The following is a 21,282-nucleotide window of genomic DNA, read 5'->3' as shown; positions in this document are numbered from 1 at the left end:
ATCGAAACCCGCCGAGGAGCCTGAAACATGTTCAGCGCCATCACTGTTCGCCCGAAGACGATCGAGGATTGGCTCGTGGAGCGCGTCGCGGATTACACCGAGCGCGCACCGCACGAGGTGGATCCGTCCGTCCCGCTCGCCGAGCTCGGCCTGGACTCCGTCTCGGCGGTGAACCTGTGCGGTGAGATCGAGGACCGATGGTCGCGCGAGGTCGACCCGATCCTGGTCTTCGAGTACCCGACCATCGCCGATATCGCCGCCTACCTCGCCGCCGAATTCACCCTCGCCGCATGACCGACATCGCCATCGTCGGCATCGACTGCCGATTCCCCCAAGCACCCGATCCGGCCGCGCTGTGGCGGCTGCTGATCGACGGACGTGACGCGATCTCCGAGGTCCCGGCGAGCCGCTGGACCGCCGCCGACTTCCACGACCCGGCCGGTGCGCCCGGCACCATCAACACTCGCGGCGGCGGCTTCCTCGACGACGCGGACGCGTTCGACGCCGAGTTCTTCGGCATCCCCCCGCGCGAAGCCGAGGCGATGGACCCGCAACAGCGATTGCTGCTGCAAGCCACGTGGCGGGCCTTCGAAGACGCCACACTCGACCCGCGCGGCGAGGCCGGTTCGCGGACCGGGGTGTTCGTCGGCGTGATGGCCAACGAATGGGCCAACCTGCAGATGAGCGACTACGCCGCGATCACGCCGCAGCACGGCTCCGGCAACGGCTACTTCATGACCGCCAACCGGCTGTCCTACCAGTTCGACCTGAGAGGACCGAGTGTCGCGGTCGACACGGCCTGCTCGTCGTCGCTGGTCGCGATCCACCTCGCCTGCGGCGCGCTGGCTTCCGGCGAGTGCGACCAGGCCGTCGCCGGTGGCGTCAACCTCGTGCTCACCCCCGCCGTCGGCGTCTTCTACACCCAGGCCGGTCTCTCCGCTCCTGATGCTCGGTGCAAGCCCTTCAGCGGCAGCGCCGACGGGATCGTGCGCGGCGAGGGCGTCGCGGTGCTCGTGCTCCGGCGGCTCGCCGACGCGCAGGCGGCCGGCCTGCCGATCTACGCGGTGATCAAGGGCAGCGCGGTCAATTCCGACGGGCGGAGCAACGGCATCACGGCGCCGAACCGGTGGGCGCAGCAGCAGGTGATCGGGGAGGCGTGCGAGCGTGCCGGGGTACGGCCCGAGCAGGTGGATTTCCTCGAGGCGCACGGCACCGGAACGGTGCTCGGCGACATGATCGAGGTCAAGGCGCTGGGGCAACTGCACGGGCGCAACCGGTCGCGGCCGTGCGGAATCGGTTCGATCAAGGGCAATCTCGGTCACACCGAGGGCGCGGCGGGCGTCGCGGGCCTGATCAAGGTGGCCCTCAGCCTGCGGCACGGTGTCGTTCCGCCGTCGCGGTTCGCAGATCAGGAGAATCCGCGGCTGCGGATGAGTCAGCAGGGTCTGCGTCTGCTCACCGACGCGATGCCGCTGGACGGTCCCGGCTACGGCGGAGTCAGCAGTTTCGGCCTCGGCGGCACGAACGCCCATGTCGTGCTGGGCAGCCCGCCCCTCACCGGAACGTCAGGGACGCCCGGTGGCGGAGTGCTCACCCTGTCGGCGACCGACGCGGAAGGCTTGCGGCGCAATGCCTATCGCCTTGCCGATGCCTTGGCGGCCATGCCACAGGACCAGTTCGCGCAAGTCTGCTGGACCAGCAACCGAATCAAGTCCTCCGGTCGCGCCAGGCTCGCTGTCGCCGCGGGCGATCGCGACGCCGCGATCGCCCGGCTGCGCGACGGTGCGGAGACCGGGGTGGTGCGGCCGGTCGGCGTCGGCTGGATGTGCACCGGCCAAGGTTCGCAATTCGCGGGCATGGCACGCGTGTTGGACGCGGCCGTCCCGCTGTTCCGGCACGCGCTGGAGCAGGTCGACCAGGTCATGGCGGCCCATCTCGGCCGGTCGGTGCGCGAGCTGATGCTCGACGAGCACACCGAGATCGACCGCACCGAACTGGCGCAACCGGCGATCTTCGCGATGGAGTACGCCTTGGCCGAGTCGCTCGCCCGCACCGGCGTCCGTCCGGCCTGGGTGATCGGACACAGCATCGGCGAGTTCGCGGCGGCGGCAGTGGCGGGCGTGTTCGACCTGGACGACGCCTGCCGTCTCGTCGTCGCACGAGGCGAGCTGATGCGGCAGCTCCCGGAGGGCGGCGCGATGCTCGCCGTGCGAGCGGACCCGGCGGAAGTCGCCGGAATGCTCTCCGGCCGAACGGACGTCGCGATCGCAGCCGTCAACGGTCCGGGGGAGATCGTGTTGTCCGGCGCCGCCCCGGCGATCGTCCGCATGCGGGAGGCGCTCGCGGCGCGTGGGGTCGCAACCAGGCCGCTCACCGTATCGCACGCCTTCCATAGCCCGCTGATGGAACCCATGGTGGAGCGGTTCGAGGCGGTCGCCCGCGAATGCGCCTATCGGACACCGGTTCTGCCGCTCTATTCGACAGTGCGCGGTCGCCTGCTCGACGCGAACGAGACGATGGACGCCACTTACTGGACCGAACACGTTCGCGCCACAGTGCGCTTCGGCGAGGCGGTCGAGGCCGCGCTCGGCACCGATCCGAGCCATGTGATCGAGATCGGGCCGCGCCGCGTCCTCGCCGCGCTGGTGGGCCGGATCCGTCCGGATCTGGCGCCGCGCTGCCTGACGCCGAGCCCCGGCCCCGGCGCGACCGGCGGCGAATTCGCAGACGTCGTCGCCGCGCTGTACCGCGACGGACTCGACCCCGACTGGGACCGGCTCTACGAACCCGCGCAGCGCGTGCGCCGGAGGCTGCCCGGCTACGAGTTCGCCACCGACCAGCGATTCTGGGTCGACCCATCCACCACGCCTTCCCGATCCACGCAAGCCGAGGAAACCTCCATGGACCAGTTGATCGCACTCTTCCGGGAACAGAACGCCGTCCTGGCGAGTCTCGTCGGCGCGCCCGGAGAGCAGCGGGCGGGCGCCGCGTCCCTGACGGAGCCGACGGTGCGCCAGCAGATCCCGGTGCCGACGACCACCGCGAAGCCGCCGCCCGCACCGGAAGCGGTCGCGGCCGTCGTTCGCGCGGAATGCGCGAGGGTCAGCGGATTCCCGGCCGATCGGCTCCGCGATGCCCAAACCCTCGGCGCCGACCTGGGATTCGACTCCCTCATGGTGACCGACCTGATCGCCGCGCTGGTTCGCAAACTACCCGCGGCGACCATCGACCCCGCTCGGTTCACGCCAACGACGACGCTCGGTGACGTCGTCACCCATGTCACGACCTCGGCGGGTGCGACCATTCCGCCGCAGAGCGCGCAAGCCATGGCCGCCGAGCCGACCGAACCCCGGCACACGGTCATCGAGCCGGAGTACCGGATCTCGGAATTCGGGGAGGTCAAGGCGATCGCCGACCGGTTCTCCGGCGTCGAAGCACTCGGTCTGTCCAACCCATACTTCCTGATCAACGACGGCATCACGCGGGACACCTCCGTCGTAGACGGCACGTCGGTGCTCAACTTCTCCAGCTACAACTATCTGGGGTTGTCCGGTCATCCGGCGGTCGTCGCCGCCGTGCAGGAAGCCGTGGCGCGCTACGGCAGTTCGTGCTCGGCCAGCCGGATCCTCTCCGGCGAGAAACCGGTGCACCGCGAACTCGAGGCCGAAATCGCGGGCCTACTCGGCACCGAGGACGCTATCGCGTTGGTCGGCGGCCACTCCACGAACGTCACGATCATCGGGCACCTGGTCGGCCTGGAGGACCTGGTGATCCACGACAGCCTCGCGCACGACAGCATCGTGCAGGGCTGCAAGCTGTCGGGCGCGACCCGCCGCCCGTTCCCGCACAACGACCACGCCGCCCTCGACGAACTGCTGACCGAGATCCGCGGCCGGTACCGGCGGGTGCTGATCCTGATCGAAGGCGTCTACAGCCAGGACGGCGACATTCCGGACCTGCCCGCGATCATCGCGGTCAAGAAGAAGCACAAGGCGCTGTTGATGATCGATGAGGCGCACAGCATCGGTGTGCTCGGCGCGGGCGGTGGGGGCATCGGCGAACACTTCGGCGTCGCCCGCGACGATGTCGAATTGTGGTCGGGAACGATGTCGAAGGCGCTCGCCGGATGCGGCGGGTACGTCGCGGGCAGCGCGGAGCTGATCCGATTCCTGAAATACACGACTCCGGGGTTCGTCTACAGCGTCGGCATGACGCCGATGAACGCCGCCGCCTCGGCCGCGGCGATCCGGCAGATGCGGTCCGACGGCGAACCGCTGGAACGCCTACGCCACAATTCCCGGCTGTTCCTGGGACTGGCCCGGGAGGCGGGCATCGACACCGGCGACAGCCATGACACACCGATCGTCCCGTGCATCGTCGGCGACTCGCTGAAGACGCTGAAACTGTCGAACGCGCTGCTGCGCCGCGGCGTCAACGTCAACCCGATCCTGTACCCGGCGGTGCCGGAGAATCTGGCGCGCCTGCGGTTCTTCGTCACCGCCTGCCATACCGAAGACCAGATCCGCGACACGCTCGAGATTCTTGCCGAGGAACTCGCGTTGCTCGCCGACAGCTGACGCGCGACTCGGCTGTCGCCGGTCGGACGCGTACCGACGGTGGCCACCGGTCCGCGGCGACCGGAACGGCTGCGTCTGTACCGTGACGCGCACCGGACCGCTGTAGCATCAGCCGGGTGCCATTGCCGCAGCTCAATCGGTAACGGCGACTTTCCGCGGGTTGGATGGACGATGAGGGCCGGGCACGGCGTCCGCTGTCGGGTGTTGTTCGAACGCCGTCGACGCAGTCGGCCAGGAGGGTTCACGGGCGCCGTACACGTGTGACTGCCAGGTGAAGGGTTCGAGCGGCGATTCGGTTCCCGCCGCGTGCGTCCGGTCGACTCCTGATCCGAGGGTGCACGCCGAGCCGATCGATGCCGGCTACCGCGGTGGACGAGGCCGCCTGCCTCGCCGCCGACCGTAGCGCTCGCATCGGAGGTAGGGCACAGCCATGATTCGCTCGATCGTGCGAACCGCGACCGCTCTGACGGTCGCCGCCGGTACGTGGTTCGCGGGTGCTCCGGCGCCCGTGGTCGCGTCGCCGCCGCTGGATGTGGTGGTGACCGGCGGCGCGATCTCCGGCCGCGCCGTCGACGGGATCACCGAATACTTCGGCATCCCGTTCGCCGCGCCCACCGGGGGCGAAGCGCGGTTCGCGCCGCCGCGCCCCGTGTCGCCGTGGCCCGGCGTGCGCCCTGCGCGCGACCACGGGCCGCAGTGTCCGCAGACGGGATACCTGCCCGGCATACCGTCGCTCGCGCCTACCGGCGAAGATTGCCTGACCATCGATGTCTACGCGCCGGACGGCGACCGCGACCGCGCGCGGCCGATCATGGTGTTCTTCCATGGTGGCGGCTATCTCGACGGCTCCAACACCGAATACGACGGTCCCACCCGGATGGCCGCGGATGGCGACGTCGTCGTGGCCATCCCCAACTACCGCCTCGGACCGTTCGGCTTTCTGGCACTGCCCGAGCTCGCGGCCGAATCCGGCGGCGCCACCGGTACGGTCGCCATCCAGGATCAGCAAGCCGCGTTGCGCTGGTTGCGCGACAACGCCCACGTCTTCGGCGGCGATCCGGACAACATCACGATCTTCGGGGAGTCGGCCGGCGCCGTCAGTGTCTGCACCCACTTCGCCGCACCCGGCTCCGACGCCCTGTTCGCCAAGGCGATCATCCAGAGCGGTCCCTGTGCCCAAGCGCCCCTGGCACCGAGCGATCGTGCCGACGCTTTCGCGCGCTCGCAGCGCTATGCGGACAGCGTGGGATGCGGCGACGCCGCGACCCGGCTGGCCTGCCTGCGCGCACTGCCCGTATCGAGACTCCTGGACTCGCCGATCGCCCGATCCGAGGGGGAGAATCCCATTTGGTTTCCCGCCATCGACGGCGTCGTCATCACTCGGACACTCGACGAGGGCCTGGTGGGGGATCCGAGGAAAGCGCCGATCCTCATCGGGACCACCACCGCGGAAGGTGCGTTGATCGTCGCCGAAACCGACTATGCCCGCGGCCACATCCCGGACGCGGCGAGCTACGAGCGTTTCGTGCGCCGGTCCTTCGGCGCCGACGCGGACCGCGTCCTGGCCCGATATCCGCTGGACCGATTCCCGTCACCGGTAGCAGCCCAGGTCGCGGTGATCACCGACAGCGAGCTCGCCTGTCCCACCATGTCCACCAGCCGAACGGCGCGCGATGCCGGACATCCACTGTGGCAGTACGAATTCGATCAGGCGCCGCTCGGTGCCGCCAATCCGGTTCTGCCCGGCGCCTTTCACTCCGCCGAGCTCTACTATCTGTTGACCAGATTCATGGGCGTGCCGATTCCTTGGACCGGCGCGTCCGCCGCTTTCGCCGCGCAGATGCAGCGATGGTGGACCACCTTCGCCCACACCGGTGACCCGAACGCGCCGGGTTCCCCCGAATGGCAGCCCTGGCCGGCGTCGACGGGAAACGGCCCCGATGGATCCGCTCTGCTCATGCGGGCGACCGGCAGCGTGATGACGGACGATTTCGCCGCCAGGCACGACTGCGCGTTCTGGGCGGAAATCGACCGCTGATCCATCGCCCGAAGTCCGTGATGGACTGTGCTTTTCGTTGCTCTCCGGCTCTTGATCTTGCCGTGCCGCTTCGCGCTGGGTTATGGTCGTCGCCATGACTGCCGGGTCGGCGACACGCCGCACACAGAACGGTTACCCGGCCGCGCTGTGATCATCAGGCGGGCCAGGGGCCCGCCGCCTTCTTCGCGAATCCCATGTCACTACAGGGACGCCGGAAGGAGGTGAAACACATGTCCCATTCGGAATCACCGCAGCGCGGATGGCCGGACTTCGTCGCCGCACACGCTCGGGGCGGAGTGCTGGAGGCCACTGTCGTGCAGATCGCGCCGTTCGGCGCGTTCCTGGAGGTCGCTCCAGGAATTCACGGATTGCTGCACCGCACCGAGTGGTCCACCGAACCGCAGGTCGGTGCCACTCTGACGGTGCGCATCCTCGATATCGATACCGAGAGGCAGCGGGTCGCTCTGGCGCACGCTGAATAAGGCTCGGCACGGGCGTGCCGGGGCAGACTCCACCTGCCCCGGCACGACCCCAAGACTATCCCGGCCATGGTGACGGGCTCGCGGCGAATCGTCCGGCCGGCCCTGCCGCCGGGAATAAGATGATGTTGTCACCGCGTGCGGTGTGCGGTCGAAGTCCGCTTCGATCGCCGGGATCAGGTGAGACGCTGCAGGTAGGAGCATACTTACGCGATGAACGAATCGGGCGACTCAACCGTGGACACGGCCGAAGGCACCGTAGCCAGGGTAGTCGGTGCGGGGATCCCGCAAGCCACGGGAAGCTTCCGGTTCTGGTTCGCCGACCAGCACTGGGAGTGGTCGGACGAGGTCGCCGCGATGCACGGCTACGGACCCGACGCGGTGACGCCGACGACCGAGTTGCTGCTCGCGCACAAGCACCCCGAGGACCGGGATCACGTCGCGGAGGCGATCGAGAAGTCGGTGCGCAACGCCGAGCCGTTCTGCAGCCGTCATCGCATCATCGACACCGCGGGTGTGCCGCACCATGTGCTCGTGCTGGGCGACACCATGACCGACAAGAACGGCACCGTGGTCGGCACCGCGGGCTACTACGTCGACCTGACGGCCACCATCGCCGAGGACCGCCAGGATCTGCTCGACGACACGCTGCCGCGACTCGTCGAAGCGCGCGCGCTGATCGAGCAGGCCAAAGGCGTGCTGATGCGGGTCTACCGGATCAACGCCGACCAGGCATTTCACGTCTTGCAGTGGCGCTCGCAGGAGACCAACGTCAAGCTGCGCGACCTCGCCGCCCAGCTCATCGCCGAAATCGACCGGCTGCCCCCGGCGCCGCCCGGGGTGCAGACCGCCTTCGACCACATGCTGCTCACCTTGCACGAGCGCATCCCGAAGTCGTAGGGAGCGGTCCTAGTGGTCGCGCAGCACGGCGCCGACCCCGTCGTGCAGGGCTGCCACGGCGTCGACCAGGACGATCTCGGCCCCGATCGCCAGAGCGGCCACCGGCAGCGCCTCGTCGGCGCGGCGCATCTCACCGGCCGAGCCGTTCGTGGCCGGGCCGATCAGGGGGTTCGGGGCCGACCCGGCCAGCACCAATCGGTCACCAAGCACCCCGCGATCGAGCAGTAGCCGCTCCACGGTGGCGGCGCGCAGCGCGCTGGTGGTCGCGGCCAGTCCGGCCACCGCCAAGCCGTCCGGGCGCTCGATCTCGGCGGCGAAGCGCTCGAGGACCCGGCGGCGCCGCTGCGCCGCCACCCGGTGCAGAATCTCGCGGACCTCGGCGTCGAGCGCCTCGGGGTCCGAACCCGGTGTCAGCGTGCCGGTTTCGGCGTCGATGACATCCCTGCCCTTCGCATCGAACACCGCCCGAAGTTCCGCACGTGCCAAGGCTTCCCCGGCGAGCACGACGACCTCCGCGCGCACGGTATCGGCGAGCCGGTCCAGCTCGCCCGCGAACTCGCGGACGGCGCGTCGCGCCGTGTCCTCGATTCGCTGCCGGATCGTGCGGTGCGACCAGTCGTCGCGCCGAGGCTCGAGCGCCGGATGGCCGGCGCTGCGGAGGGTGTGCCTCGTTTCGCTGCCGTGGCCGTCGAGTCCGTACAACTCCGAGCCCACTCGGCCCACGAGGGCGACGACATGCGGTACTTTCTCCGCCTGCGCCTCGATCAGCGGCAGCAGGTAGGGCAGGGGCGACACGCGGACGGTCTCGATGTCGGGCGGGCTCGGTAGACGTTCGTCGGCGAGCACCTCGGTCTCGTCGGCGATGAGCAGCCTGCCGCATCGCCCCCGCGCAGGCGGGTGCAGTTCGATCGCCTGGGCGAGCAGCCTGCGGATGCGCGGCCGGGCTCCGCTGCGGTCCAGTTCGGCGTCGATCGAACGCCAGTGCAACTCGGTGTCGCGCGCCGCGTCCTCGGTGTCGTGGGAACTGTCGAAGCAGACCGATGCGAAGGGCCCGTGCTTATGGATGATGCGGCGGAGGTCGGCCATCGGTATCACCTGGGCATCCCTGGCCGCGAAGGTCCGTGCCGGTGGTCGTCGGAAACCACCGGCGACCACTCGGTCCGTGCCGCTCGGCGCCAGGTGACTTCGTCGTGTGTGCCGACGGCTTCGGTTCGGTGCACCACAGTCGGCGGGTACCCGGGCGTGTCGAGCCGAATCAGCGAACGCAGGTGCTCGGGCGCGGCGCCTTCGTGTGGGAGCGCGCTGCCACACGAGTTGTAGCCGAGGAATTTACGAAGCTTCCGGCTTCGCGGTCGGGTGTGACGATGCGGGGAAAGCTCCGCGGCTCCGACCGGAGCAACCGCCGCCGCTACCGCGCCGCGTTCCGGAGTCGCGTACGCGCGGCCGAGGCCGATCACTGTCAGCGCGACTGCCGTGGATGAAGGCGACGAGTTGGCCGCGTGTGTTTCACCACCCGGTGCTTTTTCGGTTTCGTGTAAGAAACCCGGTCGAACCCGCTATTTCCACTGTTCAGCGCCGAAAAATGTAAACAAGCGACCGCTTGGTGTCCAGATCGTAAACCGAAAAGAGCGGTTTGTTTCACGTTGGCTGTGGTAAATGTGGGGTGTATCGGATCGACAGCGCGGTCATCCGATAAAAGGGGCGAGGAACCCGCGCTGCTCGACGTTCAGCCGATTCGACGCGCTCTGTCGCGAAACTACCGGCGCGCACGGACACGAGGGCTCTCCGCAAGTATGTGTACGGCTACGTGCACCAGCGCAGAGGAACGTCATCGTGATCGAGAAACCCGAAGCGCCCGTCGCGGACGACGAAGAACGAGATCGGATCGTATGGCCCGACCCGAGCCCGCTGAGCAGTTGGTGGGCCGAAGTCATGGCGCATCGCCGGATCACCCGGCCACACGCCTCGGCCGCCGACCCGCGGCACAACTGACGAGCCGCGGGCTCGTCGGTTTCGCCGCGACGCGCAGAAGGCCGGCCGCCGCGGGCCGGCCCTCGGCGCGCAATTGCGGGCAGTGAGTTGTTCTATGACTTCCGCCCGAATGTGTGCAAGTGTTTTCCGCGACATAGCCGAAAGCGCCGCGCGCACAGGGCGATGAGGAATGTCGTTCGTGGCGTGAACAGTGGGCCGGGAGCGAGTTCACCGAAAACCGCGCGCGTTTACATGGCATTCACATTTCGCGGAGTTCGAAATCGAGGACTCGCTCCGAGTTCGGCTCGACTTGCGAGGATGTAGCGACTCGTCCCATCCATGACCGCCCCGCGAATTCCGGGGCAGGTCCGACCTGCCTTCTGTGTGGTCGTCACGCCGTTTCCGCCGCCGCGCCGGTGGCGTTTGCGGCGAAGTGCCGCAATGGGTTTGCGGCGGGGCCATCGCGAGCGACGATCCACGGTGTCGTCCTATCCGCTCGGCGGCGGCTGGCCGGCCTCGACGCGCGCCCGCTCGGGCGTCGCGCTGAGCGGCTCGGCCAAATCCTCCAGCGACCGCCCTTCCGCACGCACCCCATACGCCAGTTCCACCAGACCGGCCGCGAACATGGCGAGCGCGCCGATGGTGAACGCCAGGGCCGTCTTCCCCGGCTCGCCGTTCGCGGTCAGCCCGGCGAACACCAACGGTCCCGCGACGCCGCCCGCGACGGTACCGATCGCGTAGAAGAAGGCGATGGCCATGGCGCGGGTCTCCATCGGGAAGATCTCGCTGACGGTCAGATACGCCGCGCTGGCGCCGCACGACGCGACGAACAGCACCGCGGTCCAGCAGGCGGTGAGGGTGGTCGCGTTCAGGTGGCCCGCCGCGAAAAGCCATGCCGTGCCAAGCAGCAGCACGGCCGAGCCGAGGTAGCTGCCCGCGATCATGGGCTTGCGCCCGATCGTGTCGAAGAACTTGCCCAGCAGCAACGGACCGAGGAAGTTGCCGAAGCAGAGGACCGCGAAGTAATAGCCGACCCGGTCGTCCGGAATGCCGAACGATCTGGACAGGATGAGCGCGTAGTTGAACGTGACGGCGTTGTAGAGGAACGCCTGACCGATGAACAGCGACAACCCGAGCACGCTGCGCCGCGGATAGTGCCGCACCATCACAGCCGCGATCTCCCGGAAGGAGATGCTGCGCCGCTGCCGAATCCGGATCCGGTGATCGGAGACGTCGGCGAGCGAGGCGCCCGTGTCGTCCCGGACGCGCGCCTCGATCGCGGTGACCGAGCGTTCCGCGTCGTCTTCGTGACCGTGGATGAACTGCCAGCGCGGACTTTCCGGCACATGTCTGCGCACCAGCAGGATGATCAGGCCGAACACGGCGCCGAGCGCGAAGGTCAAGCGCCAGCCCACATTCGGCGGGAACAGATTCGTGTTCAATGCGACGATGGACAGCAACGCGCCGCCGACCGCGCCGAGCCAATAGGTGCCGTTGATGACGATGTCGATGCGTCCGCGGTACTGCTTGGGGATCAGCTCGTCGATCGCGGAGTTGATCGCCGCGTATTCGCCGCCGATGCCGAAGCCGGTGAGGAAGCGGAACAAGACGAACCACCACATCGAGAACGACAAGGCCGTCATGGCGGTCGCGAAGAGGTAGATCGCGAGCGTGATCAGGAACAGCTTCTTGCGGCCGAACCTGTCGGTCAGCCAACCGAAGAAGAGAGCGCCCGAGCCCGCGCCCGCAACGTACATCGCCGCCGCGACGCCGGAAACCTGTGCGGCCGTGATGGTCAGGCCGCTGCCCGGTTCCGAAAGCCGCGCGGCCACGCTGCCGACGACGGTCACTTCGAGCCCGTCGAGGATCCAGACGGACCCGAGCCCGATCACGATCATCCAATGCCACCGAGACCAGGGCAGGCGATCCAGCCTGGCCGGTATGTCGGTCGATATGGTTCGCACGGATCACCACCTTCGCAAGCCTGAGGGTCGGATACCCCGAGCCCGAGCGGCCAACCGCGCGGGTGGGTTAGGCTCGAACACGAGTGAAACGTGTTCTAGAAAGTGGCCTGTCGATGAAGACCATCTTTGCGCTGTGGGGCGTCGGTGACCTGCTCGCGGCGGACTTCGCGCCGCTCCTGACCGGGGCCGCCGCGGTGCAGGCGAACATCTCCGACGCGGCGGTCGAGACGGCGATGCTGCGCATCACGTCATTCGACGAACCGGTGCGAGCCGTCGTCAGCGTCTGGTGGGCGGACGCGCCGCAGGCGGAGGCGGCCGCGCGGGTGCTGAGCACCGTGGCCGAGCGGGTGGAAGGCTGGCATGTCGAGGAGGTGACGCCGATTCCCCCGCCGGTCACCGCGGTGCTCGAGCGTGCGCCGGGCCTGTCGAACTTCGCCTTCTTGCGTAAACCGGACGACCTGTCGCATGCCGAGTGGCTGGATCGCTGGCGCAACAAGCACACCGCCGTCGCCATCGAGACCCAGGCGACCTTCGGCTACGTGCAGAACGTCGTGACCGGGCCCGCGACGGCCGGTGCGCCGGACATCGCCGGGATCGTGGAGGAGCTGTTCCCGCTCGCGGCGCTCACCGATCCGCACGCCTTCTACGGCAGCGGCGGTGACGGAGCGGAGCTGGCGCGCCGCATCGATCGGCTGATGGCCAGCGTCGCGACCTTCGGCGGTGACCGGAACTTGGATGTCGTGCCCACCAGCCGATATCGGCTGCGCTGAGCGGTTCAGCGGCCGGAGCGTCCCGCCGATTCGCGCAGCGCGACGCGTGCGGCGCGCACGGCGGGATGGTCGCCCGTGCCGCGCCGGTAGGCGAGGTGCGTGCGCCGTCGCATCGGCAGCGCGCCGAGGATGACGCCCGGCGGGCAATCCCGCGTACCGAATTCCGGGACCAGCGCGACACCCTGACCCGCGGCCACGAGCGCGAGGACCGTGCCGAAGTCGTCGGCGTGATGCCGGATCCTGGGCGTGAAGCCCGCCGCCTCGCAGGCACGCATCGTCATGGTGTGGCACATTGTGCCGGGAGTGCTTGCGATCCAAGCGCTTTCGCGATGATCGGCGAGCGGTTCGGCGGTGCGCGCGGCGAGATGGACGATCTCCTCGAACAACGGCTCGCTGTGCAACGCGGGATCGGCGGGGACCGGAGCGTAGTCGTACTCCTGGATCAGCGCGACGTCCAGCGTCTCGGCGCGCAGCGCGTCGGGCGCCAGCGCCGGGTCCAATTCGGTCACACGCAATTCCAGCCGGGGATGCGCGCTGCTCAGCGCGACGAGCGCGGGGGAAAGGATGGTCCGCACCGCGGTCGGAAACGCGCCGATGCGCAAGGTTCCGGTGAGTTCGGTGCGGATCGTGGCCAGTTCGGCGGTGGCCTGCTCGAGCACCGCGAGAATCCGCTCGGTGTGCCCGACGAGCGCCACGGCCGCCGGGGTCAGCGTCACTCGCCTGCCCGTCCGCGTCAACAGTGGCACGCCCGCTTCCCGTTCCAGTGCGGCGAGTTGCTGGGAGACCGCCGAAGGGGTGTAAGCGAGGGCCTCCGCGACCGCCGCGATGGTCTCGCGGTGCGACAGTTCCCGCAGTAGGCGGAGTTTGCGGACGTCGATCATAAGTTCAGCTTATGGTCTGCGACAGAAACGTGAACTGGATCTGATGAATTCCAGCGGCGAGGCTGATCGTCATGACGCTCGCAGGTCTTTTCGTTCCTCTGGTCACCCCGTTCACGGCCGACGGCGCACTCGCCGCGGACGCGCTGGAGCGGCTCGCCCGCCAAGTCCTCGACGACGGCGCGACCGGCCTGGTCGCGCTCGGCACCACCGGGGAGCCCGCGACTCTGACCGCCGCCGAGCGCGCGGAAGTGATCGCCGTCTGCGCGCGCGTGTGCCGGGAACGCGACGCGCCGTTGATCGTCGGCGCCGGATCGAACTCGACGGCGGCCTCCGTCGAAGCCCTCGCCGGTCTGGATCCGCGCACCACCGCGGCGCTCACCGTGGTCCCGTATTACACGCGCCCTTCCGAGGCGGGCGTGCTCGCGCATTTCCGCGAACTCGCGGCGGCCTCTCCCGCGCCGCTGATCATCTACCACATCCCCTACCGGACCGGACTTTCCCTGGGAACCGCGACACTCCTCGCGCTGGCCGACCTGCCCAACGTCATCGGCCTGAAGCATGCCGTCGGCGCCGTCGACGACGCCACCGTCACGCTGATGGCCGCCCGGCCCGCCGACTTCGCCGTACTGGCCGGCGACGACCTGTTCGCCGCGCCGCTGCTGGCCCTCGGCGCGTCCGGCGCGATCGCGGCCTCGGCCGCCGTGCACACTTCGTCGTTCGCGGCGATGGTCGCCGCGTGGCGCTCCGGTCCGGTCGATGTGGCGCGGACGCTCGGTCACCGGCTCGCGGTATTGTCGGCCGCGTTGTTCGCCGAACCCAACCCCGCGGTGATCAAAGCGGTGCTCGCGGCGCAAGGCCGCATACCGAGCCCTGCGGTACGGTTGCCTCTGCTGCCCGCGAGCGAGGCGGCGACTCGGGCCGCCTTGGTCGCACTGGCGGAATTTCCGGCAACGGGAACCCGTAATGACTGGTATTGCGGCCGTGAAGGTGCCACGCTTAAGCGGTGACACAACCTCCGGATACCCAGGCGGCTGGGCCCGACCCGGCCACCGACAAACTCGACGCGGCCGTCTTCAAGGTCGCCGGCGTCGTGGTGCTCGGCGCGATCATGTCGATTCTCGACATCACCGTCGTCAGCGTCGCGATCCCGACCTTCCAGCGCGAGTTCGACACGAGCTACGCCATCGCGGCGTGGACGATGACCGGGTACACGCTGGCGCTGGCCACCGTGATCCCGCTGACCGGATGGGCGGCCGACCGCTTCGGCACCAAGCGGCTGTACATCATGGCGCTGACCTTCTTCGTGCTCGGCTCACTGCTGTGCAGCACGGCGTGGAACATCGAATCGCTGATCGCGTTCCGCGTGATCCAGGGCCTCGGCGGCGGCATGCTGATGCCGCTCGGCATGACGATCATGACCCATGCGGCCGGTCCGCAGCGGGTCGGCCGGGTGATGGCGGTGCTCGGTGTGCCGATGCTGCTCGGCCCGATCGGCGGCCCGATCCTGGGTGGCTGGCTGATCGAGAACTTCAGCTGGCACTGGATCTTCCTGATCAACCTGCCGATCGGCGTGATCGCCTTGACGCTGGCGTTCATCGTGCTGCCCAGCGACAAGCCGGAGCCGTCCGAGTCGTTCGACTTCATCGGCATGCTGCTGGCCTCGCCCGGCCTTGCGCTGTTCCTGTTCGGCGTCTCCTCCATCCCGGAGCAGGGGACGGTGCTCGCGGCGCGGGTGCTGATCCCGGCCGCCATCGGCGCGGTGCTGATGGTCGCGTTCGTGTTCCACGCGCTGCGCACCGAGCACCCGCTGATCGATCTGCACCTGTTCCGCAACCGCGCGCTCACCTTCGCGGTGCTCACGATGGTGCTGTTCGCCATCGCGTTCTTCGGAGCGGGTCTGCTGCTGCCGACCTATTTGCAACAGGTGCGCGGTGAGTCGGCGCTGCAAGCCGGTCTGCTGATCGCGCCGCAGGGCATCGGCGCGATGCTCAGCATGCCGATCGCGGGCCGTTTCGTGGACAAGATCGGCCCGGGCAAGATCGTGCTGGTCGGCATCACGCTGATCTCGATCGGGACGGCCTACTTCGTCCAGCTCGACGCGGACAGCTCGTATCTCCCCATGATCGGCGCGCTGTTCGTGATGGGCCTCGGCATGGGCTGCACCATGATGCCGATCATGACCGCGGCGATCCAGACCCTCACCCACCAGCAGGTGGCGCGCGGGTCGACGCTGATGAACATCGTCAACCAGACCGCGGGCTCCATCGGCACGGCGACGATGTCGGTGGTGCTGACCAACCTGCTGAACAACCAGCCGCTGGCGCGCCCGGCGATCGCGGCCAACTTCGATCCCAGCTTGGCGAGCCAGCTTCCGCCGGGCGCCGTCGAAACCGGTCTGCAGCAGGCCGCGGAAGCGTTCAGCCACACCTATGTGGTGGCGCTGGTGCTGATCGTGCTCACCTTGATCCCGGCGTCCTTCCTGCCGCGGACCAAGCCGAAGAACCCGCAGGGGGCCGACGCGGCGACAGTGGTGCACGCCTAGCGGTACTCGTCCCGGGATCGCCTGCCGATCCCGGGACCTACCGCCGTAGGGGCCGGGCGGATGCCGCCGCGGCCCCTATTTCTTGCCGTGGGCAAGGCCTGCGGTGGGCCGCCGCCGCGCCTCGCGGAGGAACGCCAGGACGGCCGGGCTCGCCACCGAGCGGAATTCGTCGAAATACGCGTGCCGTGCGCCCTCGATCAGATGTAGTCGCGCGTCGGGGATGCGCTCGACCAGCAGGGGAGCGTTCGCGGCGGGATTGAAGCGGTCCTCGGTGCCGTGCACCACGAGGGTGGGAACCCGTATGTCCGGCAAAACATCCCACGCATCGTGCTTGTTGCTCGCGTACAGATGCCTGCGCTTCGCGTAAACCGGCATGGCCGGGTCGCCGAGCGTGTTGTACGGGCCGGACGTGCTCGCCAGCCAGGCCGGGGTGTACATCAGTTCCAGTAGAGCCTGTCGCGCGGCGGCCGGGTCACGCTGCGCGAGCGACCTCCTGACCTCGGGACCGCGTTCGAATGCGTGCTTGCCGCCGGGGGAAGTGCAACCGAGCACCAGGGAGTGCACCCGGTCCGGATGGCGCGCGGCCAGCCACTGGGCCACCCGCCCGCCCATGGACGTGCCGTAGACGGCGGCCTGCCGCACGCCCAGGTCGTCGAGTACCGCGACCACGTCGTCGGCGAATCCCCGCGTGCTGTACACCTCGTCGGGCTTGTCGCTGTCGCCGGTGCCGCGCCAGTCGAGTGTGATGGTGCGGTGCCCGGTCTCGAAGTCCGCGCGGATGCCGTCCCACCAGTGGTGGGTGTTGGCCTGACCGGCGAGCAGGACCAGCGCGCTGCCCGTGCCCGCCACTTGATAGGCGAGGCGAACTCCGTCGGCCGCCGTTGCGTAGGGCACCTCTACGAAATCCTTTCGTTCAGCGATCGCCGCGAAGCCCGTCGAAGACGATCTCCAGGCCGCGCCGCCACGACGGCGAGCCGGTGGTCTCGCCGAGCAGCGACAGCGCCCACACCAAGTTGACGACATCCTCGTCGGTCGCGTCGGCGCGCAGCGCGCCGGCATCCCGGACGCGCGCGAGCACCGCCGACAGGTGCGACATCCCGCGATGACAGGCCTCCGCCAGTTGAGCCGCCGCAGGATGATCCCCGGTGAACGCCTCGAGCAGTCCGCGATCGGCGGTGAGCCTGTTGAGCAGGTCTTCCACGAATCCGGTGAACGCCGTCCACGCGTCCGGTTCGGCCGCCGCACGGGCGGCGATCTCGTCCACCGCCGCCAGCCGGGGCGGCAGAAGGGCATCGATCAGGGTGTCGCGGGTGGGGAAGTGGTTGTACAGCGTCCCGATACTGACGCGGGCGCGCCGCGCGATCTCCTCCAGCGAGCCGTCGAGGCCCTGCTCGGTGAGCACTTCGGCCGCTGCCCGCAGCAGATTGTCGCGATTGCGAGCGGCGTCCCGGCGCAGCGGTTTGGTCACGCGATCATCCTACAGAACCTGAGGCCCACCTCAGATTCTGTGCTACGGTGATAAATCGAGGGGGGCCTCAAATTAAGGAGAACGCATGGCGGATCAGGGAACAGCAGTGATCGTCGGTGTCGGCCCCGGCCTCGGGATATCGATGGCCCGGCGCTTCGGACGGGAAGGGTTCCGCGTCGCGCTGATCTCGCGCAGCGATGCACGGCACGCCGGGTACCTCGCGGACCTGGCGGAGCTTGGTGTACACGCCACCGCTCACGTCGCGGACGTCACCGACCGGTCGCGGCTCGGCGTGGTACTCGGCGACATCCATAAGGAGGGACCGATCGGAATGGTCTATTACGGACCCGGTTCCACGCAGCAGCCCGTGCCGATCACCGACATCGACGCGGCCACGGCGCGATCGGCGTTCGAGTGGGTGTGGCCCGCGGTCGACGTGGTGAGCGACGTGTTGCCGGGCATGCTCGATCGCGGGAAAGGCGCATTACTTTTCGCCGGCGGGCTCTCCAGCGTCCGCCCCATGCCCATGCTCGGCCACCTCGCCCTCGCCGCGGCGGCACTGCGCAACTACGCGCTCACCTTGAACGCGGCATTGGCCGAGCGCGGTCTCTATGCGGGCACGCTGACCATCGGCGGACTCGTCGAGCGCGGGGACATCCACGCGATGGTCACCGCCGACCCGGCGCGCTTCGGCAGCGCGGACGGCCACACTCTCGATCCGGACGACTTGGCCGATACCGCGTGGGGCATGTATCGCACCCGCGACCGCGCCGAAACGATCTTCGACGCCATCGGCGTATGACGGCGGAGGTCAGCCGTACAGGGCGATGAAGCGGTCCAGGGAACGTTCGATATCGCCCTTGGCGGCGCGGGCCACACCGGATCCGATGGGGCCGAACAGCGGCGCGCCGCCGAGTTCGATGTCGACGGTGACCTCCGAACCGGAGCCCTTCGGGGCGACGAGCAGCTGCAACCCCAGTTTGGTGCCGCCTTTGCCCGCGCCGGTCAGTTGCAGGCGGCGCGGCGGCTCGGCGGCCCGCACGGTCCAGGTGACCCGGTTGCGCAGGCCCTTGACCGAGGCGATGCCGACCAGTTGGGTGCCGACGGTCAATTCGGCGGGAACCTCGCCGCGCCACGCTTCGTGCATGGTCAGCCATTTGTCGAGTTCGGCGAGGTTGGAGGTGTGCGTCCAGGCCTCCTCGGGCGAGATCGGAACGTCGACCGAGACCTTCAGCTTTGCCATGGGCGCATGGTATCCGGCTCCGGCGGTCCGGTCGGTGCGAGGCACGGCCGGTCCGGGCGGACTCCCCGCACAGCGGTGGACGCTACTTCGCGGAATCGAATTCGAGCACCCGCCAATACATTCGTTGATGCGTCAGCGAACGGCCATTCCGCCTGTTCGGCTCGGCCGCCGTGGGCGTTCGCGGCATCCGCGCCGCCACCCGCGCTTCCGGTGCTGGTCCGACGCGCGGGCCCATACGCAGGACAAATGGTCCACGGGTTGCACGGCAGCCCAACATTATTGCGCAGCTATGTCGCGATCCGCGGCACCTATCGTCCCAGTTCCGGGAATCCGGAAAGTGTCTGTGGGATCGGCAGAGAGTTCGTTGGAATGCTGCTAATGTGCGAATGGTCGGGTTCTGGTTACCGTTCGGACACGATCCGGGCGGTCGGCGATTGACATGTAATCGCCTGTCCTGCGGGCACTGTGCGGTAGGCGCTCTCGGTGAGCGCCGGTGCCGTCGCGGGATTTCCGGTACTCCGACGCGGACCCCACCGACCGGTCCGTTCATGGTCGGCAGGCGAGGGAAGGCGAGCGAAGCAGGATGGCAGTGGGCCGATTCCTCGAGACCAGTCAACGACGAAAGAACTGATGAATCAAGATATCGCCGTGGTGCTTTCATGGATCCTCGCCGTCGCTTTGGTGATCGCCGTAGCGGGGGCGTTGTACGCAGTACAGTATGCCAGGGCTCAGCGGGCCAAGCTCGAGGCTCTGGCCAGGGAACAGCGCGCGACGGAGGACACGCTCGAGCGGTTCGCCGCCACTACGCTACCCGCGGTGGCCGAGTCGATCCGCCGGTTCGAGTCCCAGGTGCCCCCGGTCGAAGTCCAGGCGGGCATGGAGAATTCGCGGCTCGCGCAGATCCTGCGGTGGATCTCCGAGCGGTATGCCGACGATCTGAGCCTGATGCGCTCGGAGACCAGGGAGCTGACCAACAACGAAGGACAGCAGGCGATCAAGGCGGCCGAGGAGGCCGCGCGCAACGAGGTCGCCTCCGCATCGCGCCAGGCGACCAGCGCCGCGGTCCGCTCGTTCGGCACTTCCGTGGTCAGCCTCGGCGCTGACGTCAGCCAGGTGGTGAGCGCCGCGCTGCGTGAGCATCGCGACGATCAGGTGTACGAAACCCTCACCCGCATCGACCACACGGTGCAGCAGATGATCCGCCAGGCGCAGTCCTACGTGATCGTCTGCGGTGGTCTGCCCGGCCGCCGCTGGCCCGCGCAGACGCTGACCGACGTGGTCGGCGGCGCCATCGGCCGTGTCCGGGAATACCTGCGGGTGCGGCCCAACCAGCTCGACCGTGTCGTGATCAGCCGCGCGGTGGAACCGCTCGTGCACACACTGGCGACCTTGCTGGACAACGCGTTGCGGTACTCGCCGCCGACTTCCTACGTGGACGTCAACTTCCAGGAGGGTCACCACGGCGTCACCGTCATCATCGATGACGCGGGCGTGCGGATGAACGCCGAGCAGATGGAGGAGGCCCGCCAGGTGCTCGCGCACGAGCGGCCCGTCGACATCCACCAGCTCGGTCCGTCGCCGAAGGTCGGCTTCCCGGGCATCGCCGCGCTGGCCCGCCGTTACGGCTTCACCGTCTACATCGACGGCCCGAACGTCTACGGCGGCATGCGCGCGATGGTCTACATCCCGGAGTCGCTGCTGGTCACCCCGCAGAACGTCCAGGAGGTCGCGCCCGTGACCGAGGCAAAACCGGAGCCGGTCACGGTTCCCGCGCAGGACGCGCCGAGCGAACAGCCCGGCGAGAACGAGCCGTCGCTGTCGGTGAGCGAGATCACCAGCGGCGGGCTACCCAAGCGGCGACGCAGGACGGTCGCACTCGCCCCGGTCGGGCCGCGCACCGAACCCGGCCTCGCTCGCCCCGAGGTCGCCGCAGCTTGGCATACCGGCTCCAAGAGCGGCCGCGCCGCCGCATCTGATGACACGGAAGGGATGACATCCTGATGGCCACACCCGTGACCGACAGCAGCAACAAACTGGGCTGGCTACTCGAAGATCTCAGCATCACGGGTGTGCGGTTCTCGGTGTTGCTGTCCGACGACGGCCTGCGGATCGCGCACTCCACGGGGATCGCCCGCGACGAGGCGGAACGCTTCGCCGCCGCGGCCTCCGGCCTGCGTTCGCTCGGTAAGGCGCTCGGCGAATTCTGCGGTGACGCCACGAACGGCGTGCGGCAGAACATCACCGAGTACGACCAGGGGATGATCCTCATCACCGCGGCAGGCGAGGGCGCGCTACTCGGCGTCGCGACCACCAACGACATCGACGTGGGCCTCGTCGCCCACCGGATGAACGAGCTGGCAGGCCGGGTCGGACGCGAGCTCGGCAGCCAGCCGCGCAGGCGCGTTGACGGCAGCGAAATGCCATGATCGAGCGCAGCGAGCGAGTCAGA

At 68.7% G+C, this 21,282-nt stretch carries 18 protein-coding genes; 12 read left to right on the top strand and 6 right to left on the bottom strand.

Translation table 11 applies throughout. From position 1 onward, the window contains the following. Positions 1 to 27: 27 nt before the first annotated feature. From AB0L97_RS29275 to AB0L97_RS29255, 5 genes are all read left to right on the top strand, one after another. The gene (locus AB0L97_RS29275) at positions 28 to 294 is read left to right on the top strand and encodes an acyl carrier protein (RefSeq protein ID WP_356965404.1); all 267 of its coding nucleotides are present in this window, start codon (positions 28 to 30) and stop codon (positions 292 to 294) included. After that, positions 291 to 4,577, top strand: coding sequence for an aminotransferase class I/II-fold pyridoxal phosphate-dependent enzyme (locus tag AB0L97_RS29270; RefSeq protein WP_364435703.1), 4,287 nt, complete (start codon positions 291 to 293; stop codon positions 4,575 to 4,577). The genes AB0L97_RS29275 and AB0L97_RS29270 overlap by 4 nt, the downstream gene beginning before the upstream one ends. A gap of 430 nt (positions 4,578 to 5,007) precedes the next feature. Continuing rightward, complete coding sequence (locus AB0L97_RS29265) at positions 5,008 to 6,615, top strand: carboxylesterase family protein (protein ID WP_364435699.1); 1,608 nt, start codon at positions 5,008 to 5,010, stop codon at positions 6,613 to 6,615. A gap of 230 nt (positions 6,616 to 6,845) precedes the next feature. Further along, entirely contained in the window at positions 6,846 to 7,097 is a 252-nt protein-coding gene (locus tag AB0L97_RS29260; RefSeq protein ID WP_355076594.1) for a S1 RNA-binding domain-containing protein, read from the top strand. Positions 7,098 to 7,307: 210 nt separating this feature from the next. Further along, on the top strand, positions 7,308 to 7,994 hold the full coding sequence (locus AB0L97_RS29255) for a PAS and ANTAR domain-containing protein (protein ID WP_355076592.1): 687 nt from the start codon (positions 7,308 to 7,310) through the stop codon (positions 7,992 to 7,994). Positions 7,995 to 8,003: 9 nt separating this feature from the next. On the opposite strand, the gene AB0L97_RS29250 is transcribed toward AB0L97_RS29255, so the two are convergent. Further along, positions 8,004 to 9,080: a hypothetical protein gene (locus AB0L97_RS29250; protein WP_364435695.1), complete on the bottom strand. Its 1,077-nt coding sequence runs from the start codon at positions 9,078 to 9,080 to the stop codon at positions 8,004 to 8,006. Between the two features lie 747 nt (positions 9,081 to 9,827). Here AB0L97_RS29250 and AB0L97_RS29245 point away from each other — a divergent pair. Then, complete coding sequence (locus tag AB0L97_RS29245) at positions 9,828 to 9,986, top strand: hypothetical protein (protein WP_355076589.1); 159 nt, start codon at positions 9,828 to 9,830, stop codon at positions 9,984 to 9,986. Between the two features lie 467 nt (positions 9,987 to 10,453). On the opposite strand, the gene AB0L97_RS29240 is transcribed toward AB0L97_RS29245, so the two are convergent. Then, entirely contained in the window at positions 10,454 to 11,929 is a 1,476-nt protein-coding gene (locus AB0L97_RS29240) for an MFS transporter (protein WP_355076587.1), read from the bottom strand. 113 nt (positions 11,930 to 12,042) lie between these two features. On the opposite strand from AB0L97_RS29240, the gene AB0L97_RS29235 reads away from it, so the two are divergent. Next, the gene (locus AB0L97_RS29235) at positions 12,043 to 12,699 is read left to right on the top strand and encodes an EthD domain-containing protein (RefSeq protein ID WP_364435690.1); all 657 of its coding nucleotides are present in this window, start codon (positions 12,043 to 12,045) and stop codon (positions 12,697 to 12,699) included. Between the two features lie 5 nt (positions 12,700 to 12,704). Here AB0L97_RS29235 and AB0L97_RS29230 read toward each other — a convergent pair whose 3' ends face one another. After that, complete coding sequence (locus tag AB0L97_RS29230; RefSeq protein ID WP_364435687.1) at positions 12,705 to 13,580, bottom strand: LysR substrate-binding domain-containing protein; 876 nt, start codon at positions 13,578 to 13,580, stop codon at positions 12,705 to 12,707. A 71-nt stretch (positions 13,581 to 13,651) separates the two neighbouring features. On the opposite strand from AB0L97_RS29230, the gene dapA reads away from it, so the two are divergent. Together dapA and AB0L97_RS29220 are read left to right on the top strand one after the other, a co-directional pair. Then, the gene (gene dapA, locus AB0L97_RS29225; RefSeq protein WP_364435684.1) at positions 13,652 to 14,587 is read left to right on the top strand and encodes a 4-hydroxy-tetrahydrodipicolinate synthase; all 936 of its coding nucleotides are present in this window, start codon (positions 13,652 to 13,654) and stop codon (positions 14,585 to 14,587) included. Further along, the gene (locus tag AB0L97_RS29220) at positions 14,584 to 16,122 is read left to right on the top strand and encodes a DHA2 family efflux MFS transporter permease subunit (RefSeq protein WP_355076580.1); all 1,539 of its coding nucleotides are present in this window, start codon (positions 14,584 to 14,586) and stop codon (positions 16,120 to 16,122) included. Before dapA ends, AB0L97_RS29220 begins: the two co-directional genes overlap by 4 nt. Positions 16,123 to 16,197: 75 nt before the next feature. On the opposite strand, the gene AB0L97_RS29215 is transcribed toward AB0L97_RS29220, so the two are convergent. Beyond that, positions 16,198 to 17,016, bottom strand: coding sequence for an alpha/beta fold hydrolase (locus tag AB0L97_RS29215; protein ID WP_364435680.1), 819 nt, complete (start codon positions 17,014 to 17,016; stop codon positions 16,198 to 16,200). A gap of 19 nt (positions 17,017 to 17,035) precedes the next feature. Next, complete coding sequence (locus AB0L97_RS29210) at positions 17,036 to 17,590, bottom strand: helix-turn-helix domain-containing protein (RefSeq protein WP_364435677.1); 555 nt, start codon at positions 17,588 to 17,590, stop codon at positions 17,036 to 17,038. A gap of 85 nt (positions 17,591 to 17,675) precedes the next feature. Here AB0L97_RS29210 and AB0L97_RS29205 point away from each other — a divergent pair, with 85 nt between their 5' ends. After that, entirely contained in the window at positions 17,676 to 18,392 is a 717-nt protein-coding gene (locus AB0L97_RS29205) for an SDR family NAD(P)-dependent oxidoreductase (RefSeq protein ID WP_364435674.1), read from the top strand. 9 nt (positions 18,393 to 18,401) lie between these two features. On the opposite strand, the gene AB0L97_RS29200 is transcribed toward AB0L97_RS29205, so the two are convergent. Continuing rightward, positions 18,402 to 18,833: an SRPBCC family protein gene (locus tag AB0L97_RS29200; RefSeq protein WP_364435670.1), complete on the bottom strand. Its 432-nt coding sequence runs from the start codon at positions 18,831 to 18,833 to the stop codon at positions 18,402 to 18,404. 630 nt (positions 18,834 to 19,463) lie between these two features. Between AB0L97_RS29200 and AB0L97_RS29195 the strand changes: the two genes are divergently transcribed. After that, positions 19,464 to 20,834: a sensor histidine kinase gene (locus tag AB0L97_RS29195; RefSeq protein WP_364435667.1), complete on the top strand. Its 1,371-nt coding sequence runs from the start codon at positions 19,464 to 19,466 to the stop codon at positions 20,832 to 20,834. Beyond that, positions 20,834 to 21,259: a roadblock/LC7 domain-containing protein gene (locus AB0L97_RS29190; RefSeq protein ID WP_355076570.1), complete on the top strand. Its 426-nt coding sequence runs from the start codon at positions 20,834 to 20,836 to the stop codon at positions 21,257 to 21,259. The genes AB0L97_RS29195 and AB0L97_RS29190 overlap by 1 nt, the downstream gene beginning before the upstream one ends. Positions 21,260 to 21,282 lie beyond the last annotated feature (23 nt).

The sequence above is a fragment of the Nocardia sp. NPDC051911 genome (assembly GCF_040681035.1).
Taxonomy (GTDB): Bacteria; Actinomycetota; Actinomycetes; order Mycobacteriales; family Mycobacteriaceae; genus Nocardia; species Nocardia sichangensis.
Note: the sequence above shows the minus strand (reverse complement) of the source record. Positions and strands in the feature narration are given on the sequence as shown.

Coding starts and splice junctions, on each gene's coding strand:
- AB0L97_RS29275 (WP_356965404.1), top strand. CDS start 28: ATGTTCAGCGCCATCACTGTTCGCCCGAAGACGATCGAGGATTGGCTC.
- AB0L97_RS29270 (WP_364435703.1), top strand. CDS start 291: ATGACCGACATCGCCATCGTCGGCATCGACTGCCGATTCCCCCAAGCA.
- AB0L97_RS29265 (WP_364435699.1), top strand. CDS start 5,008: ATGATTCGCTCGATCGTGCGAACCGCGACCGCTCTGACGGTCGCCGCC.
- AB0L97_RS29260 (WP_355076594.1), top strand. CDS start 6,846: ATGTCCCATTCGGAATCACCGCAGCGCGGATGGCCGGACTTCGTCGCC.
- AB0L97_RS29255 (WP_355076592.1), top strand. CDS start 7,308: ATGAACGAATCGGGCGACTCAACCGTGGACACGGCCGAAGGCACCGTA.
- AB0L97_RS29250 (WP_364435695.1), bottom strand. CDS start 9,080: ATGGCCGACCTCCGCCGCATCATCCATAAGCACGGGCCCTTCGCATCG.
- AB0L97_RS29235 (WP_364435690.1), top strand. CDS start 12,043: ATGAAGACCATCTTTGCGCTGTGGGGCGTCGGTGACCTGCTCGCGGCG.
- AB0L97_RS29230 (WP_364435687.1), bottom strand. CDS start 13,580: ATGATCGACGTCCGCAAACTCCGCCTACTGCGGGAACTGTCGCACCGC.
- dapA (WP_364435684.1), top strand. CDS start 13,652: ATGACGCTCGCAGGTCTTTTCGTTCCTCTGGTCACCCCGTTCACGGCC.
- AB0L97_RS29205 (WP_364435674.1), top strand. CDS start 17,676: ATGGCGGATCAGGGAACAGCAGTGATCGTCGGTGTCGGCCCCGGCCTC.
- AB0L97_RS29200 (WP_364435670.1), bottom strand. CDS start 18,833: ATGGCAAAGCTGAAGGTCTCGGTCGACGTTCCGATCTCGCCCGAGGAG.
- AB0L97_RS29195 (WP_364435667.1), top strand. CDS start 19,464: ATGAATCAAGATATCGCCGTGGTGCTTTCATGGATCCTCGCCGTCGCT.
- AB0L97_RS29190 (WP_355076570.1), top strand. CDS start 20,834: ATGGCCACACCCGTGACCGACAGCAGCAACAAACTGGGCTGGCTACTC.